This window comes from Ruegeria sp. YTSA072, assembly GCF_059610285.1.
On the sequence record NZ_JBXWNI010000002.1, the window covers coordinates 185,948 to 202,642 of the forward strand.

Annotated in this window: 14 protein-coding genes; 10 read left to right on the forward strand and 4 right to left on the reverse strand. The window is 58.4% G+C overall.

Going from position 1 to position 16,695, the window contains the following annotated elements:
* The first annotated feature begins 3 nt into the window (after positions 1 to 3).
* The 4 genes from AC2FIB_RS05140 to AC2FIB_RS05155 all read left to right on the forward strand — a co-directional run bounded on the left by AC2FIB_RS05140 (position 4) and on the right by AC2FIB_RS05155 (position 4,970).
* Positions 4 to 843, forward strand: coding sequence for a carbohydrate ABC transporter permease (locus tag AC2FIB_RS05140; protein ID WP_496733985.1), 840 nt, complete (start codon positions 4 to 6; stop codon positions 841 to 843).
* Positions 840 to 1,874, forward strand: coding sequence for a Gfo/Idh/MocA family protein (locus AC2FIB_RS05145; RefSeq protein WP_496733983.1), 1,035 nt, complete (start codon positions 840 to 842; stop codon positions 1,872 to 1,874). The genes AC2FIB_RS05140 and AC2FIB_RS05145 overlap by 4 nt, the downstream gene beginning before the upstream one ends.
* Positions 1,871 to 2,866: an ABC transporter ATP-binding protein gene (locus tag AC2FIB_RS05150; RefSeq protein WP_058275591.1), complete on the forward strand. Its 996-nt coding sequence runs from the start codon at positions 1,871 to 1,873 to the stop codon at positions 2,864 to 2,866. The genes AC2FIB_RS05145 and AC2FIB_RS05150 overlap by 4 nt, the downstream gene beginning before the upstream one ends.
* Positions 2,867 to 3,080: 214 nt before the next feature.
* On the forward strand, positions 3,081 to 4,970 hold the full coding sequence (locus tag AC2FIB_RS05155) for a PhoX family protein (RefSeq protein WP_496841788.1): 1,890 nt from the start codon (positions 3,081 to 3,083) through the stop codon (positions 4,968 to 4,970).
* 52 nt (positions 4,971 to 5,022) lie between these two features.
* Here AC2FIB_RS05155 and AC2FIB_RS05160 read toward each other — a convergent pair whose 3' ends face one another.
* Positions 5,023 to 5,589, reverse strand: coding sequence for a tetratricopeptide repeat protein (locus AC2FIB_RS05160; protein ID WP_496841789.1), 567 nt, complete (start codon positions 5,587 to 5,589; stop codon positions 5,023 to 5,025).
* Between the two features lie 30 nt (positions 5,590 to 5,619).
* The gene (locus tag AC2FIB_RS05165; protein ID WP_113790039.1) at positions 5,620 to 6,108 is read right to left on the reverse strand and encodes an Lrp/AsnC family transcriptional regulator; all 489 of its coding nucleotides are present in this window, start codon (positions 6,106 to 6,108) and stop codon (positions 5,620 to 5,622) included.
* 102 nt (positions 6,109 to 6,210) lie between these two features.
* Between AC2FIB_RS05165 and putA the strand changes: the two genes are divergently transcribed.
* Entirely contained in the window at positions 6,211 to 9,612 is a 3,402-nt protein-coding gene (gene putA, locus AC2FIB_RS05170; RefSeq protein WP_496841790.1) for a bifunctional proline dehydrogenase/L-glutamate gamma-semialdehyde dehydrogenase PutA, read from the forward strand.
* A 42-nt stretch (positions 9,613 to 9,654) separates the two neighbouring features.
* Positions 9,655 to 10,398 (forward strand): rhomboid family intramembrane serine protease, encoded by a 744-nt coding sequence (locus AC2FIB_RS05175; protein WP_496733975.1) that lies wholly within the window; start codon positions 9,655 to 9,657, stop codon positions 10,396 to 10,398.
* A 7-nt stretch (positions 10,399 to 10,405) separates the two neighbouring features.
* Here the strand turns inward: AC2FIB_RS05175 and AC2FIB_RS05180 are convergent, their stop codons facing one another.
* Positions 10,406 to 11,227 (reverse strand): IclR family transcriptional regulator, encoded by an 822-nt coding sequence (locus AC2FIB_RS05180; protein ID WP_496841791.1) that lies wholly within the window; start codon positions 11,225 to 11,227, stop codon positions 10,406 to 10,408.
* A gap of 190 nt (positions 11,228 to 11,417) precedes the next feature.
* Between AC2FIB_RS05180 and bhcA the strand changes: the two genes are divergently transcribed.
* Genes bhcA through bhcD form a run of 4 tightly spaced genes read left to right on the forward strand, consistent with a single transcriptional unit; the run spans position 11,418 to position 15,761 of the window.
* The gene (gene bhcA / locus AC2FIB_RS05185; protein ID WP_496733972.1) at positions 11,418 to 12,608 is read left to right on the forward strand and encodes an L-aspartate--glyoxylate aminotransferase BhcA; all 1,191 of its coding nucleotides are present in this window, start codon (positions 11,418 to 11,420) and stop codon (positions 12,606 to 12,608) included.
* An 11-nt stretch (positions 12,609 to 12,619) separates the two neighbouring features.
* A complete protein-coding gene (gene bhcB / locus AC2FIB_RS05190; protein WP_496733971.1) occupies positions 12,620 to 13,591 on the forward strand; it encodes a beta-hydroxyaspartate dehydratase BhcB in 972 nt (323 codons plus the stop codon).
* 11 nt (positions 13,592 to 13,602) lie between these two features.
* Positions 13,603 to 14,766, forward strand: a complete 1,164-nt coding sequence (gene bhcC, locus AC2FIB_RS05195; protein WP_496733969.1) for a 3-hydroxy-D-aspartate aldolase BhcC — start codon at positions 13,603 to 13,605, stop codon at positions 14,764 to 14,766.
* Positions 14,767 to 14,777: 11 nt separating this feature from the next.
* The gene (gene bhcD, locus AC2FIB_RS05200) at positions 14,778 to 15,761 is read left to right on the forward strand and encodes an iminosuccinate reductase BhcD (RefSeq protein ID WP_496733967.1); all 984 of its coding nucleotides are present in this window, start codon (positions 14,778 to 14,780) and stop codon (positions 15,759 to 15,761) included.
* A 56-nt stretch (positions 15,762 to 15,817) separates the two neighbouring features.
* Here bhcD and AC2FIB_RS05205 read toward each other — a convergent pair whose 3' ends face one another.
* Positions 15,818 to 16,603: an inositol monophosphatase family protein gene (locus AC2FIB_RS05205; protein WP_058275936.1), complete on the reverse strand. Its 786-nt coding sequence runs from the start codon at positions 16,601 to 16,603 to the stop codon at positions 15,818 to 15,820.
* Positions 16,604 to 16,695: the final 92 nt, after the last annotated feature.

Genomic DNA, 16,695 nt, shown 5'->3' on the forward strand with positions numbered 1-16,695 from the left:
GCGATGAACAAAGCACGTCATAACCCCCTCAACATGGTCGCGATGCACGGCGCGCTGATCCTGTACACACTGATCGCACTGTTTCCGGTCTTTGTGATCCTGATCAACAGCTTCAAATCCCGCCGCGCGATCTTTCGCGAACCATTGGCTCTGCCCAATGCCGACAGCTTCTCGATGATTGGCTATGAGACAGTGATGAAGCAGGGGGATTTCTTCCTGTATTTCCAAAACTCGATGATTGTCACCGTGGCATCGCTGTCCTTCATCCTGTTGTTCGGCGCGATGGCCGCCTATGCGTTGTCGGAATACAAGTTCAAGGGCAACCTGATCATGGGGCTGTATCTGGCGCTGGGGATCATGATCCCCATTCGTATCGGCACCGTGGCGATCCTTGAGATGATGGTGGCGACCGGGCTGGTAAACTCGCTCTGGGCGCTGATCCTTGTATACACGGCCCAGGGATTACCATTGGCCGTATTCATCCTGTCCGAATTCATGCGACAAGTCAGCGATGACCTGAAGAATGCCGGGCGTATCGACGGACTATCTGAATACACGATATTCTTCCGCCTTGTTCTGCCTCTGGTCAGGCCCGCGATGGCGACCGTGGCCGTGTTCAACATGATCCCGATCTGGAACGACCTTTGGTTCCCGCTGATCCTCGCTCCGGCTGAAGAGACCAAGACATTAACGCTGGGCAGCCAAGTGTTCATCGGACAGTTCGTGACGGACTGGAACGCGGTCCTTTCGGCCCTGTCGATGGCAATCCTGCCGGTGCTTGTCCTGTATGTCATCTTCTCGCGCCAGCTGATCCGCGGCATCACATCCGGAGCAGTCAAATGACCCGCGTACTGATTGCAGGCCTTGGTAATATGGGTTTGAGCCACGCGCTGGCGCACCATCACCACCCCGACGCGCAGATCGTAGGTTTGGTGAACCGGTCTGGCCGTGTGGATCACCCAGACCTTGCAGGTTATCCGGCATATTCGGACTTCGCAGCGGCGCTGGCTGAAACGAAACCCGACTTGGTCGTGGTCGCCACCTACTCTGATAGCCACGCAGATTATGCCTGCGCGGCGATGGAGGCTGGCGCACATGTGTTTGTTGAAAAACCGCTGGCCACTAATGTCGCCGACGCCCGGCGTGTGGTCGAAACAGCAACCCGGCTGAATCGTAAGCTGGTGGTTGGATATATCCTGCGCCATCACCCCTCTTGGATGCGGCTGATCGATGAGGCGCGCAATCTTGGCGGGCCCTATGTGTTCCGGTTGAACCTGAACCAGCAGTCGTCGGGCGCGGAATGGGAAACGCATAAGGCATTGATGCAGACCACTTCCCCCATTGTCGATTGCGGCGTGCACTATGTCGACGTGATGTGCCAGATCACCGACGCGCTGCCCGTCCGGGTGCATGGTATGGGCCTGCGCCTGTCGGATGAAATCGCACCGGACATATACAATTACGGCCAGTTTCAGGTGGTCTTCGACGACGGCTCGGTCGGCTGGTACGAGGCCGGATGGGGCCCGATGATGTCGGAAACCGCGTTCTTTGTGAAAGATATCGTGTCGCCCAACGGGTCCGTTTCGATTACCGATGGGAACAAGGGTGCGTCTGCCGACATCGACGGCCATACCAAAGTCGGCGGCTTGCTGGTCCATACACCGCAAGGCGACCACACCATCGAGATGCCGGACGAACCCGGCCATCAAGAACTTTGTGATGCCGAGCAGGCTTATATGCTGCGCGCCATCGCCGAAGATATCGACCTGACCCGTCATATGAATGACGCCGTCCAATCGCTCGCCATTTGTCTGGCTGCGGATCAAAGTATCCGAACCGGCCAGCCCGTTTCCCTTGAGGAGCCCGCATCATGACCGCCCTGACGCTGAACAATGTGAACAAGTCCTTTGGCAACGTACATGTTCTGAAAGACATCACGCTTGAGGTCGAAGAAGGCGAATTCGTCGTCTTTGTCGGCCCGTCGGGCTGCGGCAAGTCCACCTTGCTGCGGGTGATTGCGGGGCTCGAAGATGCATCGTCTGGTGAGATCAACATTGGCGGGCAGCAGGTCAATCTGGTACCGCCATCCAAGCGCGGGATCGCGATGGTTTTCCAAAGCTATGCGCTCTATCCCCACCTCAGCGTTCGGGGCAACATGACCCTTGCACTGAAGCAGGAAAAGCAGCCCAAATCGGAAATCGAAGGCCGTGTCGCCAAGGCCAGCCGGATGCTGAACCTTGAACCCTATTTGGACCGTTACCCGTCCGAGCTGTCAGGTGGCCAGCGCCAGCGTGTCGCCATCGGGCGCGCCATTGTGCGTGAACCTAAACTGTTCCTGTTTGATGAGCCCCTGTCCAATCTGGACGCCGCCCTGCGGATGAACACTCGGATCGAGATCGCCAATCTGCACCGTGCTTTGGATGCATCGATGATCTATGTGACCCATGATCAGACCGAAGCGATGACGCTGGCCGACAAGATCGTTGTTCTGCGCGATGGTCGGGTTGAGCAGATCGGTAGCCCGATGGAGCTGTACAACAACCCCGCAAATCAGTTCGTCGCCGGGTTCCTGGGCTCCCCTTCTATGAACTTCCTGCCTGAAGCGTTAGTTCAAGAAAGCGGTCAGAACACGATCGGAATTCGCCCCGAGGACCTGTTCCTGTCAGATGACGGCCCGCTTGCCGCGCGTGTCAGCCATGTGGAAAAGTTGGGCGGGGACACCAATGTGATAGCCAAAGTTCAGGACCACGACGTCACAGCCCGTTTGTTTGGTCAGCATGCCATCGCCGAAGGTCAGGAGTTGCGATTCGGATATGCATCCGAGAAGGCCTATCGCTTTGACGAAGCAGGGCAGCGGCTGGCTTAAACCGGCATACTGCTGGGATCACACAACCTGATCGTCACAACAACATTTTACCAAGATAACAAGCGCGGCTGGCAGAAAGCTTTGGTATGCTTTCGCCAGCCGATTGCTTTTTCTTGAGAGCCAAATGAAGTCATTAATAATGTTGTTAAGAACATGTCACAATGTCGCCCTACATGCCTTTCATCGACTACTCTAAGACAGCCAGGAGCCATTCATGAAAGACGTTGATAACACCACCCTGTCCGCCGACGATTGGGACGAGCTGCATTTCCCCCGCCCCGAAGAAAACGATTTTGATCGCGTCGTCGAAAACGCCATCTCGCGCCGTGGGTTTCTGGCTGGCGTAGTGGCCCTTGGCTCGGGTGCCGCCGCAATGGGCACGGGCCTGCTGGGCTCAACTGCAGCACACGCTGTTACGGCCTCGCGCTTTGCCTTCACGCCGATCGCTGCCCAGACAGACGGCACTGTTCACGTACCTGAAGGCTATGAGTGGAAGGTTATGACGCGCTGGGGCGACCCGCTGTTTTCCGATGCCGACGGCTATGACATCACCGATGGTGGCCCAGTTGAAAAATCGGACCGCATCTTCGGTGAAAACACCGACGGGATGGAGACATTCTCGTTCCAGGGCCACGAGTTGATCGCGATCAACCACGAATACCCGAACCGCAAGATCAACCTGCCCGCCGCGCAGGAAGGTGTTCCGGCCAACGCCGACGATGTTCTGAAGTTGCAGAACATTCAGGGTGTCACCGTGATGGAAATCACCGAAGGCCCCGATGGCTGGTCGGTCGTCAAGGACAGCCCTTTCAACCGTCGTATCCACCATAACACGCCGATGAAGATCGTTGGCCCCGCAGCAGGTCACGACCTGCTGAAAACTGAAGCTGATCCGACCGGAACCACCTCGCTAGGTACGGTGAACAACTGTGGTGCAGGTAAAACTCCGTGGGGTACCTACCTGACCTGCGAAGAGAACTTTAACGGCTACTTCGGGTCCAGCGATGAAAACGCCACTTACGACCAAAAGGTTGCAGATGGCTTCAAACGCTATGGCGTCAAAGCTGAAAGCTGGAATGGCTATGAACTGTTCGATCCGCGTTTCGACACGTCGAAAAACCCGAACGAACCGCACCGCGCGGGCTGGATCGTCGAAATCGACCCGACCAAGCCCGACAGCACGCCGGTCAAGCACACCGGTCTGGGCCGTTTCAAGCACGAGAATGCCGAGGTCACTCTGGCCGCAGATGGTCGTGTTGTTGTCTACATGGGCGACGATGAGCGGGGTGAGTACCTGTACAAGTTTGTGTCGAACGGCACCTACCAACCGGGAGGTGAAACCGAGGGCCTGCTGAACGACGGCACGCTCTACGTCGCCAAGTTCAACGACGACATGAAGGGCGAATGGCTGGCTCTGACACCGGAAACCACCGGGATGGACGAAGCCGATATCGCAGTCTTTACCCGTATGGCCGCGTCCAAGGCCGGCGGCACGACCATGGACCGCCCTGAATGGGTCGCATCCAGCCCTGTTGCGGTAGAAGCGTATTGCTGTCTGACCAACAACAAAAACCGCGGCGTGAAGGCTAACGCCGGTGGAGATGACACCTCGGTCAACGCCCCCAACCCGCGCGAGGCCAACAAGTACGGTCAGATCGTGCGCTGGCGCCCCGCAAATGACGACCACGCCGCCGAAGGGTTCGATTGGGACCTGTACGTGATGGCGGGCAATCCGACGGTTCACTCGGACGATCGCGCCGGTTCGGCAAACGTGAATGAAGGGAACCTGTTCAACTCGCCCGATGGCATGGTGATAGACTCGACCGGGTTGATCTGGATCCAGACGGACGGCAATGACGACAATGAAGGAGACTTCGCAGGCAACGGCAACAACCAGATGCTGGTTGGTGACCCGATCACCGGCGAGATCGCGCGCTTCATGACCGGCCCGAACGGCTGTGAGGTCACCGGTCTGGCCTGGTCCGGCGATCTGCGCACGATGTTTGTCGGCATCCAGCACCCCGGCAGCAATTGGCCGGACGGCGGCACGCCACGGTCGTCAGTGATAGCAATCAAGCGTACCGATAACGGTCTGGTCGGCTAATCCCCACAAAACCTATACGCCCCCGACCTTGCGGTTTCGGGGGCGTTTTGTTTCAAATGTCCTCACCCGGTATGGCAAGTGGCCCACCCGGTGCCATGAGATGGCGCTCTGAAAGCCACGGGTTCAGCTCCAACGCCTGAGACAACGCTTCTCGCGCCTCGTCCATGCGCTGTAGTCCCATCAGGGTCAGCGCACGGCCACTGATCGCGGCGACGTGGTTGGGAGACAACTCGATTGCCCTGTCCAAGTCGGGCAGCGCGGATTGAAAATCCTGACGCAGGTAGTGGGCGAATGCGCGTTGGTTGTACCCTTCGGCGTAGGACGGGCAATACGCAACCAACTTGTCAAAGTCTTCAATCGCGCCCAGCAGGTCCCACGCATTTCGGCGTGTCATGCCACGATCCAGAACAGCCTGCGCGCTTTCGTCCGGGGCATCGGTCCAGAACTCCCATAACTGACCGGACAGTGCACGAGCGGACTGTTCGGTTTCAGCGCTCTGTATCTGTTCCAGAACCGCCGATACATCCGCGGAATGGTCTGGCGCGACAGGGCAGTCCTGAGCATTGGCCGCAAAAACGGTCGCAGCATAGAAAATTGAGGCGTAAGCAAAGCGTTTCATGCGCCAATGGTGACGCGTGCAACGTGTTCGTCAACCCATCGCATCCAAGGCCCCAGACATCCCGGTCTCTTTCACAGCCTCCATCGCAACAAAGGTTGAGGTGCTGGCGACATGCGGCAATGATGAGATCTTTTCGGCCAAAACCGCGCGGTATTCCGACATAGATCCGGTGCGAATTTTCAGAAGATAGTCAAAATTCGACGCAATCATATGGGCTTGTTCGATCTCAGGCACTTTACGAACGGCGATGTTGAACTCTGATAAGGCTTTCTCGCGCGTGTCAGTCAATCGGACTTCGACAAAGGCTACGTGGTCCAAACCAAGGCGAATGGGGTCCAGCAAGGCACGATATCCGGTGATGATGCCATCGGCCTCAAGTCTCTTCACACGTGCTTGAGTTGGCGATTTTGAAAGCCCGATACGCCGCGCGAGATCGGCGATGGGGATCCGGCCGTCCTCGGCCAGAATCGCCAGAATTGATCTGTCGAACCGATCCAGCCCCGGAAAGTCTTTTTGCATCGCTCAAACCCCTGAAATCAGACCAATCGCCTAGCCGTAGATGAAACTAAGGCAATCGTCCCGGAAAATCGACACTATATTACTCAAAAGACCGGAGGACACATGTCACACAGCCTGCGCGCACGCATTGATGCCAAAACCTATGCCGATCCGTCGGAAATTCTTGACGCGTTGATCGCAAATGCTGATCTGAGCGAAGCCGACCGCACCGCGATCTGCGCGGCTGCGGCGCAATTGGTGCGTGACATCCGATCCAGCACCTCACCCGGTATGATGGAAGTGTTCCTGGCCGAATACGGCCTGTCCACCGACGAAGGCATCGCGCTGATGTGTCTGGCCGAGGCGCTGCTGCGCGTACCCGATGCCGACACCATCGACGCGCTGATCGAGGACAAGATCGCCCCATCGGATTGGGGCAAGCATCTGGGTCGGTCTTCTTCGTCGCTGGTCAACGCGTCCACGTGGGCCCTGATGTTGACGGGCAAGGTTCTGGACGAAGACAGGACCTCTCCGGTCGGTGTCTTGCGCGGTGCGATAAAACGTCTGGGCGAACCCGTGATCCGCACGGCAGTCGGGCGCGCAATGAAGGAAATGGGCCGCCAGTTTGTGCTGGGCGAGACGATCAAATCCGCCATGGATCGCGCCAGCGGTATGGAGGCAAAACGCTACACCTATTCCTACGACATGCTGGGCGAAGCGGCACGAACCGAGGCCGATGCCGCCCGCTATCACCTGTCCTACTCACGGGCGATTGCTGCAATCGCCGAAGCCTGTATTCACGACGATATCCGGGCCAATCCGGGGATGTCTGTTAAGCTGTCGGCGCTCCATCCACGCTACGAGTTGGCGCAAGAAGCAGAAGTCATGGAAGAACTGGTGCCCCGTTTGCGGGCTTTGGCCCTTTTGGCTAAGGCGGCAGGCATGGGCCTGAATGTGGACGCCGAAGAAGCAGACCGCCTTTCCTTGTCTCTGCAGGTGATCGAGGCGGTGATGGCCGAACCGGCCCTGGATGGTTGGGACGGCCTGGGTATCGTCGTTCAGGCTTATGGCCCGCGCGCCGGGATCGTGCTGGACACACTGTATGACATGGCCGGGCGTCATGACCGAAAGCTGATGGTTCGTTTGGTCAAAGGGGCCTACTGGGATACCGAGGTCAAACGAGCTCAGGTTGAAGGCATCGATGGCTTTCCCGTGTTCACTCGCAAGGCAGCCACGGATATTTCCTACATCGCCAATGCCCGCAAACTGCTGGGTATGACCGATCGAATTTACCCGCAATTTGCCACCCACAACGCCCACACGGTCAGCGCGATCCTTCACATGGCCGATGACCAGCCATTCGAATTCCAGCGCCTGCATGGGATGGGCGAAACCCTGCACCAGCTTGTCAAAGACCAAAACGACACACGGTGCCGGATCTATGCGCCGGTCGGGGCGCATCGCGATCTGCTGGCCTATCTGGTGCGGCGTCTGCTGGAGAACGGTGCGAACTCGTCATTCGTAAACCAAATCGTGGACGAGAACGTTCCGCCGGAAGAGGTCGCCGCTGATCCGTTCCTGACCATTGTGGATCAGGCACGACCGCTGCCAACCGGACCGGACCTGTTCCAACCCGAACGCGTCAATTCGAAGGGTTTTGACCTTCACCACACCCCGACTTTGGACAAGATCGACGCCGCGCGGGATGCTTTCCGGGCGCACCACTGGTATGCGCAGCCGCTGCTGTCCGGCGATGCAAGCCCGGAACAGGACCAACCGGTTACCAATCCGGCCCAACCGCAGGATCGCCCCGGAGCTATCGCCCCCGCCAGCGCCGAAGATGTTGAGCTTGCCCTGGCATCCGCCTCACCGTGGCGGGCACCAGCAGCAGAACGGTCGCGTATCTTGAATACTGCTGCCGATCTATATGAGGCTCATTTTGGCGAGCTTTTCGCCTTGCTCGCGCGCGAGGCAGGTAAGTCCCTGCCCGATGCCGTTGCCGAACTGCGTGAGTCGGTCGATTTCCTGCGCTACTACGCTGCGAACATTCCCGATGCGGAACCGGCAGGCGTTTTCACCTGCATCAGCCCTTGGAACTTCCCGCTCGCTATCTTCACAGGCCAGATTTCAGCAGCCTTGGCCACAGGCAACGCAGTTCTGGCCAAGCCCGCACCGCAAACGCCACTGATCTCGCATCGGGCCGTTCAATTGCTGCACGAGGCCGGAGTTCCCCGCGACGTGCTGCAATTATTGCCCGGCGGCCCGTCCGTTGGTGCGGCGTTGACCTCTGATCCGCGTGTATCCGGCGTGGCGTTTACCGGATCGACGGCGACCGCGTTGAAAATACGCGCAGCCATGGCCGACAACCTGCGCCCCGGCACGCCTCTGATCGCCGAGACCGGCGGGTTGAACGCGATGATCGTGGACAGTACCGCCCTGCCCGAACAAGCTGTTCAATCCATCATCGAAAGTGCGTTTCAATCTGCCGGGCAGCGGTGTTCTGCCTTGCGGTGTCTCTATGTCCAAGAAGATATCGCCGACGATTTGCTGACAATGCTAACCGGTGCGATGCAGGTTCTGCAGGTCGGAGATCCTTGGTTGATCTCAACCGATTGCGGACCGGTTATTGACGAGACCGCGCGCCAGGGCATTGCAGATCACGTTGCCAATGCCCGCGCCGAAGGCCGCGTTTTAAAGGACACGCCCATACCGCCGGAAGGGACATTCATCGCCCCAACACTTATTGAGATACCCGGCATTTCCGCGCTGAAGCGTGAGATTTTTGGCCCTGTCCTGCATGTCGTTCGCTTCAAGGCATCTGAGATTGATCAGGTGATCGCCGACATTAACGCAACCGGGTACGGACTGACATTTGGTTTGCACACACGCATTGACGACCGGGTGCAACACATCACCGAAGCGGTGCATGCGGGCAATATCTACGTCAACCGCAACCAAATCGGCGCCATCGTAGGATCTCAGCCATTTGGCGGTGAGGGGCTTTCGGGCACAGGCCCTAAGGCGGGTGGGCCGAATTACATGACGCGGTTCTGCGCCCCGGACCGGCAGCAGTCCGACGAACAATGGGAACACCCAATGAGCGAGCTTCCCGATGTTCAGGGTACGCCCGCGTCGGTGCAGACCCAATCCCTGCCCGGCCCGACGGGCGAATCCAACCGGTTGAGCGAATTCGCACGCCCGCCATTGCTGTGCATGGGGCCCGGAACCAAGGACGCGCGCGCGCAAGCCGACGCCGTTCAGGCGCTGGGTGGTACGGCCATTCAGGCGACCGGTTCGTTAGACTTGCATCGGCTGGAGAACGTGACCGGGATATCGGGCGTTCTTTGGTGGGGCGATGACGACACAGCGCGTGAGATCGAACGTCACCTCGCCCGCCGGGACGGTCCGATACTGCCGCTGATCCCCGGCCTTCCGGACCGCGCACGCGTTCTGGCCGAGCGTCACCTGTGCGTTGATACAACAGCCGCGGGCGGCAATGCCGCATTGCTAGGGGGTGCGGCGTAAGCATGCCTTGACGCTGGGCCGGGAAAAGCCCAGCGTCGCCTCATGTTTCCAATCCGCGACCATAACCCTTCGGGGCGAACACCCTATGTCGTCTATCTGCTGATGGCGGCCAATATCCTGATATTCCTCAGCTATGTGGGCATCATGAACGATGCCCGGCTGATCAATCAGCTGTATTACGACTACGCGATTATCCCGGCGCGGATCACTGACGGTTTTGCGTTTGAGACACTGGTGACCTCGATGTTCCTGCACGGAGGTTGGATGCATCTGGCCGGAAACATGCTGTTCCTGTGGATTTTCGGCGACAACCTCGAAGATGAAATGGGCCACCTGCCCTTTCTGCTATTCTATATTGCCGCCGGGATCGGGGCGGGTCTGATCCATGTTTTCACAGCCCCGAGCTCGGTCGTGCCGACTATTGGCGCATCCGGTGCGATTGCGGGTGTCATGGGTGGTTACTTGCTGCTGTTCCCCAAGGCCCGCGTGGATATTCTGCTGATACTCATCGTCTATTTCCGCATATTCACAATACCTGCCTTTGTCATGCTGGGGGTTTGGTTGGCTATGCAGTTCTTTGGCAGTCTGGCCAGCAACCCGGACGAAGGCGGGGTGGCCTATTGGGCGCATACGGGTGGGTTTTTCGTGGGTCTGATCTTGTGCATCCCAATCTGGCTGCGGCGCGGCGGCACTGATTTTTGGGGCCGCACCCACGGCCATCCGCCGCATCCTGAACACAAGTACAAGCTAACCCAGTCGCGTATTCCCCGCGTACCCCGCAGGTAGCAGCGCTTCAGGTTTTCGGGGTCTGGCCGCCGCTAAGATGGGTGATTTCCCGCGCCGCGGCCAGAACCAATTCACCCAGCGCATGCGCTCGATCCGCGCCAAACCGAGCGGTCGGACCCGATACCGAGATCCCTGCACATGGCTCCCCCCGGTCATTAAAAATCGCCGAACCGATACAGGACATGCCCTGATATCTTTCTTCTCGGTCATGCGACCAACCGCGTGTACGGGTCTTGGAAAGATCCTGTTGAAGTCCGTCGCCCGGTATCTGCGTGTTCGCGGTGAATTCCACCGGATCAATTGCCTCTAGCGTTTTGGCCAACTCCATTTCGGTCATCGCGGCAAGGATCGCCTTGCCGGTGCCCGAGGCATACATCGGCGTTCTTGCCCCGGGCGGGAAAAAGGCGCGAATGGGGTTCGGAGTTTCGACCTGCCCGACAAAGACCACCTCGGACCCATCCGGAACCGCCAGGTTGGCGGTCTCACCGCTCTCCTGCATAAGGCGTCTCAGGATTGGGCGCCCGATTTCAAGCACGCTGTTGCGGCGCAGGAACGAAGCGCCGGTCCGGTATGCCTCGATCCCGATCATCCATTCCTGACGCTCGTCGTCAAAGGCAACAAAGCCGTGTTTCTGCAAGGTCACCAGAATGCGGTGCGTCGTGGCCGTCGGCACATCGATCTCGCGTGCCAGATCGCTGAGCGCTGCGCGTTCCAGACGGGCCACCGTTGTCAGAACACCCAGTGCCCGATCCAGCGATTGCATAGTCCCGGCCGAACTTGCCTTGAACAGGGATTTGGGCCTGCCGCGCGGTCTTTTCTGATTGTCCATCACCCTACTCCCTTGCTCTACGCCAGAATATTTCTGAACCGTTCATTTTTGAGGTCCAAAAATGAAAAACGAAAAACCGCATAAATACAGCGCGTTAAATATTTAATCGCAAAAATGAAAATACTTTTCAAGAAAATTGCACGTCGTGAGGTTTTCCCGGACACTTACACCCAAAGCGGAGGAATAACAGATGTCCAACCAAAACCCGGTTTTCATACCCGGCCCAACCAACATCCCAGACCGGTTGCGTCTTGCCATGCAGGTCCAAACGCAGGATCACCGCGCGCCGGATTTTGTCGAAACCTTTGCACCTGTCCTTAAGGACACAAAAAAGGTATTCGCTACTACGACCGGTCAGATCGTGACCTTTCCATCCAGTGGCACCGGTGGGTGGGAAGCAGCCGTTACCAACACACTCAGCCCCGGCGACAAGGTTCTGGTTGCGCGCTATGGCGTGTTCAGCCATCGCTGGATCGACCTGTGCGAGCGGCACGGGCTGGACGTTCAGATTGTCGAATGCCCTTGGGGCACCGGCGCACCCGCTGATCAGTTTCAGGCCGCGTTGGCCGATGACACCGCGCATGAAATCCGCGCTGTTCTGGTGACCCACAACGAAACAGCCACCGGGGTGCGTTCCGACATCGCAGCGGTTCGGCAGGCGATGGATTCGGAAAATCATCCCGCGATGCTGTTTGTCGATTGCGTCAGCTCTCTGGCCTCGATGCCGTTCGACTTTGACGCTTGGGGTGTAGATATCGCCGTATCGGGGTCGCAAAAGGGGTTCATGCTGGCGACCGGCATGGCAATTCTGTGCGTCAGCACCAAGGCACAGGACGCGATGAAAAGCGCCAAGCTGCCGCGTACCTTCTTTGACTTCGACGATATGATGGCGGCCAACGCATCGGGCGGGTTTCCCTATACTCCGCCGCTGCAACTGATCTACGGCATGCGCGAAAGCCTCAAGATGCTGTTCGAAGAAGGGCTTGAGAACGTTTATGCCCGGCATTTCCGACTGGCCGAAGGTGTGCGCCGCGCCGTTGACGCATGGGGGCTGAAACTGGTCGCGCAATCGCCCGATCTGTATTCTGACACTGTCAGCGCGATCTACGTGCCAGACGGGTATGATAGCAACACACTGACTGACCACGCGTTCAATGCTTATGGCGTGTCCTTTGGTATTGGACTTGGTCAACTGAATGGTAAGGCGTTCCGCATCGGCCATCTGGGCAGTCTGACGGATGTGATGGTTCTGTCCGGCCTTAGCACAATCGAGATGGCGATGGCCGATCTGAACTATCCGATCACTTTGGGCAGCGGGGTCGCGGCCGCACAGGATTTCTATCGCACCGGCCCATCTGACCGCGCCCAGGCCGCAGCCTGAGGAGGATGGCAATGCTGGATCACATCCCCGCAGCCGATCTGACGATCGACGATATGCGCGCTGCGCATGAACGGATCAAACCCTTCATCCGGCGCACGCCGATCATGGAGTCGGATTATTTGAACAACCTGACCGGAGCGCAGCTGTTCTTTAAATGCGAGAACTTCCAAGAGGCTGGTGCGTTCAAAGTACGCGGTGCGAGCAATGCGGTTTTCGGCCTGAGTGATGATATGGCGACCAAGGGTGTTTGCACACACTCCAGTGGCAACCACGCTTTGTCCCTGTCTTATGCCGCCGGACGGCGGGGTATTCCCTGTAACGTGGTGATGCCGCGCACTGCGCCGCAAGCCAAGAAGGACGCCGTGCGCCGCTATGGAGGTACGATCACGGAGTGCGAGCCGTCAACCTCGTCCCGCGAGGCGACCTTTGCCGAAGTTCAAGCCAGAACAGGCGGAGAGTTCGTGCACCCCTATAACGACCCGCGCGTCATTGCGGGTCAGGCCACCTGCTCGGCCGAATTGTTAGAACAGACAGACGGAGTGGATGCGGTCATCGCCCCGATCGGAGGCGGGGGCATGGTCTCGGGCACGTGCCTGACGGTGTCGAACCTGGCCCCCGACACCGCAATCTATGCCGCCGAGCCAGAACAGGCGGACGACGCATACCGGTCCTTCAAAGCAGGACACATCATCGCCGACGATGCGCCAAAAACGATCGCCGATGGGCTGCTGGTGCCGCTGAAAGAGAACACGTGGCACTTCGTGTCCCGAAATGTGACCGACATTTTCACCGCCTCTGATGCTGAAATCATCGAAGCGATGAAGCTGACCTGGAAATACCTGCGCGTCGTGATGGAGCCGTCATCGGCCGTGCCTCTGGCAACCATACTCAAGAACCCGGACGTATTCCGCGGCAAGCGCGTCGGCGTGATCATCACCGGCGGCAACGTGGATCTGGACAAACTGCCCTGGCTGAAAGGGTAAGGAGGAACGACATGAACAAACCTGTAAACATCAAAGAGCTGGAAGTCGGGTTCGACATCCCCGCTGCCATCGGCATGGATGAAAGCGAAATCCAGACCCCTTGCCTGATCCTGGACCTTGATGCGCTGGAGCGGAACATCAAGAAGATGGGCGATTATGCGAAGGCCCACGGTATGCGCCACCGCGTGCACGGCAAGATGCACAAGTCCGTCGACGTCGCCAAGCTGCAAGAGCAGCTCGGCGGTGCGGTTGGCGTCTGCTGTCAAAAGGTATCTGAGGCTGAGGTTTTCGCGCGGGGCGGCATCAAGGACGTTCTCGTGTCGAACCAGGTCCGTGATCCGGCCAAGATCGACCGGTTGGCGCAACTGCCCAAATTGGGCGCGCGCACTATTGTGTGCGTGGACGACATCGACAATGTCGCCGATTTGTCCAAAGCCGCTGTCGATCACGGCACGGAACTTGAAGTCTTTGTCGAAATTGACTGCGGTGCAGGTCGGTGCGGCGTGACCACGACCCAAGCCGTTGTCGATATCGCCAAGGCAGTCAACGCAGCGCCCAACCTGAAGTTTACCGGCATTCAGGCCTATCAGGGCGCGATGCAGCACCTCGACACCTATGAGGCGCGCAAAGAGAAGCTGGATACAGCCATCGCCATGGTCAAAGGCGCGGTTGACGGTTTGAAAACCGAAGGCATCGACTGCGAGCTGGTTTCGGGCGGTGGAACAGGATCATACTACTTCGAGAGCAATTCGGGTGTTTACAACGAATTGCAGTGCGGATCGTATGCTTTCATGGATGCGGATTATGGGCGCATTCTGGACGAGAACGGCAAACGGATCGATCAGGGTGAATGGGAAAACGCGCTGTTCATTCTGACCAGCGTTATGAGCCATGCCAAGACTGACAAGGCCATCTGCGACGCTGGCCTCAAGGCGCAATCGGTCGATAGCGGCCTGCCCTTCATCTTTGGGCGCGACGATGTGGAATACCTCAAATGTTCGGACGAGCACGGTGTCATCGGCGACCCCGACGGCGTTTTGAAGGTGAACGACAAGCTTCGGCTTGTGCCCGGACATTGTGATCCCACCTGCAACGTCCACGATTGGTACGTCGGCGTGCGCGACGGCAAGGTTGAGGCGCTGTGGCCCGTGTCGGCCCGCGGAAAGGCTTATTGATGAGGGATGCTATGACCACGCAAGATGGCCTGCTGATTGTGGGCGAAGACCTGTGCGAACAGCTGGTGGGCCGCCAACAGGCATTTGACGCGGTCCAATCCGTGTTTGGTGCGATGGCCAACGGCGGGGCACGGAACTTTCCTGTCGTTCGCGAGGCACTGGGTTATGCCGATGCACTGTATGGGTTCAAATCCGGTTTTGATCGGGATGGACAGGTTTTGGGCGTTAAGTCTGGCGGCTATTGGCCGGGCAATGCCGAACAAGGATTGACCAATCACCAATCCACGGTGTTTCTGTTCGATCCCGACACGGGGCGGCTTTCGGCATTGGTGGGTGGCAACTACCTAACGGCCGTGCGAACAGCAGCTTCATCAGCGGTTTCCATCGCACATCTTGCCCGAAAAGACGCCAAAGTGCTGGGCATGGTTGGCGCCGGACATCAGTCGGCCTTCCAGCTACGCGCCGCCGTTGAACAGCGGGACTTTGAAAAAGTTGTCGCCTGGAACCCGCACCCCGACATGCTGCCCCGTTTGGCGGCTGTCGCCGAGGAAATCGGACTGGAATTCGAAGCCGTCAGTCAACAAGAGCTGGGTGCCCAATCGGATGTCATCATCACCATCACCTCGGCGTTCGAGCCGCTATTGATGAAAGACTGGATCAAACCCGGCACGCATCTGGCCTGTATGGGCACAGACACGAAAGGCAAGATGGAGGTCGATCCGGCGCTGGTCGCCTCGGCCACCGTTTTCACTGACGAGGTCGCGCAATCCGCGACGATTGGCGAGGCACAGCACGCCATGGGAAGCGGCACTTTGACCGAAACACAGATCACCCCAATTGGTGCGGTCATCAACGGCGATCACCCCGGGCGGAGCAGTGCTGACGAGATCACCCTGTTCGACGGAACTGGCGTGGGTCTGCAGGACCTCGCTGTTGCATCCGTCGCCGCGCGGCTGGCGGACGAAGCAGGTCTGGCACAACGCGCGACCCTTTGAAAACAAAAAAAGCGCGCCTCAATCGGGGCGCGCTTACGGAATTGCTATATGGCCGGTCAGCCTCGGATCACCTTGGAAAACTGATCGAAAATCGGCTCGTTCGAACAGATCACTTCACCGTCTTCCAAAACGTTGCCTTCAGGGTTTAGCGCCTGAACAAATCCGCCCGCTTCTTGGACGATGATGATCCCTGCGGCCACATCCCAGGAATTCAGGCGACGCTCCCAAAAGCCTTCGTAACGCCCCGCTGCCACATAAGCCATGTCCAGCGCGGCGGCACCCCAGCGGCGCACACCGGCACAAGCAGGCATTAGACGCGCCAGATCCTGCAGGGTCGCAGGCAGGTCCGAACGGCCACCAAAAGGCAGGCCCGTCGAGAAAATCGACTCGATCATCCGATGACGGCCCGACACGCGGATACGCATGTCGTTCATCCAAGCGCCTTCGCCTTTTTCGGCAAAGAACATCTCATCCTTGGCGGCGTCATAGATAACACCGGCGACGATCTTGCCCTTATGTTCCAGCGCGATTGAGATCGCCCAGTGCGGCAGACCGTGCAGGAAGTTCGTAGTACCATCCAGCGGATCAACGATCCAGCGGCGGGTTGGGTCTTCGCCCTCAATCACGCCACCTTCTTCGGCCAGCCAACCATAGGTCGGGCGTGCGCCCAGCAGTTCCTCTTTCAGGATCGCCTCGGCAGCAATGTCAGCTTTGGACACAAAGTCGCCTGCGCCTTTCATCGAAACCTGAAGGTTCTCGACTTCACGGAAATCCTTGACCAAAGAACGCCCCGCCTTACGCGCGGCTTTGATCATGATGTTGAGGTTTGCACTGCCAACCATTGTCCAAAGGCTCCTGTCCGGTCAAACCGCGCGTATACTGATGCAAAGCGCCCTTGCCAAGAGGAATGATGCGCATAGCAGACCCGCGTTTT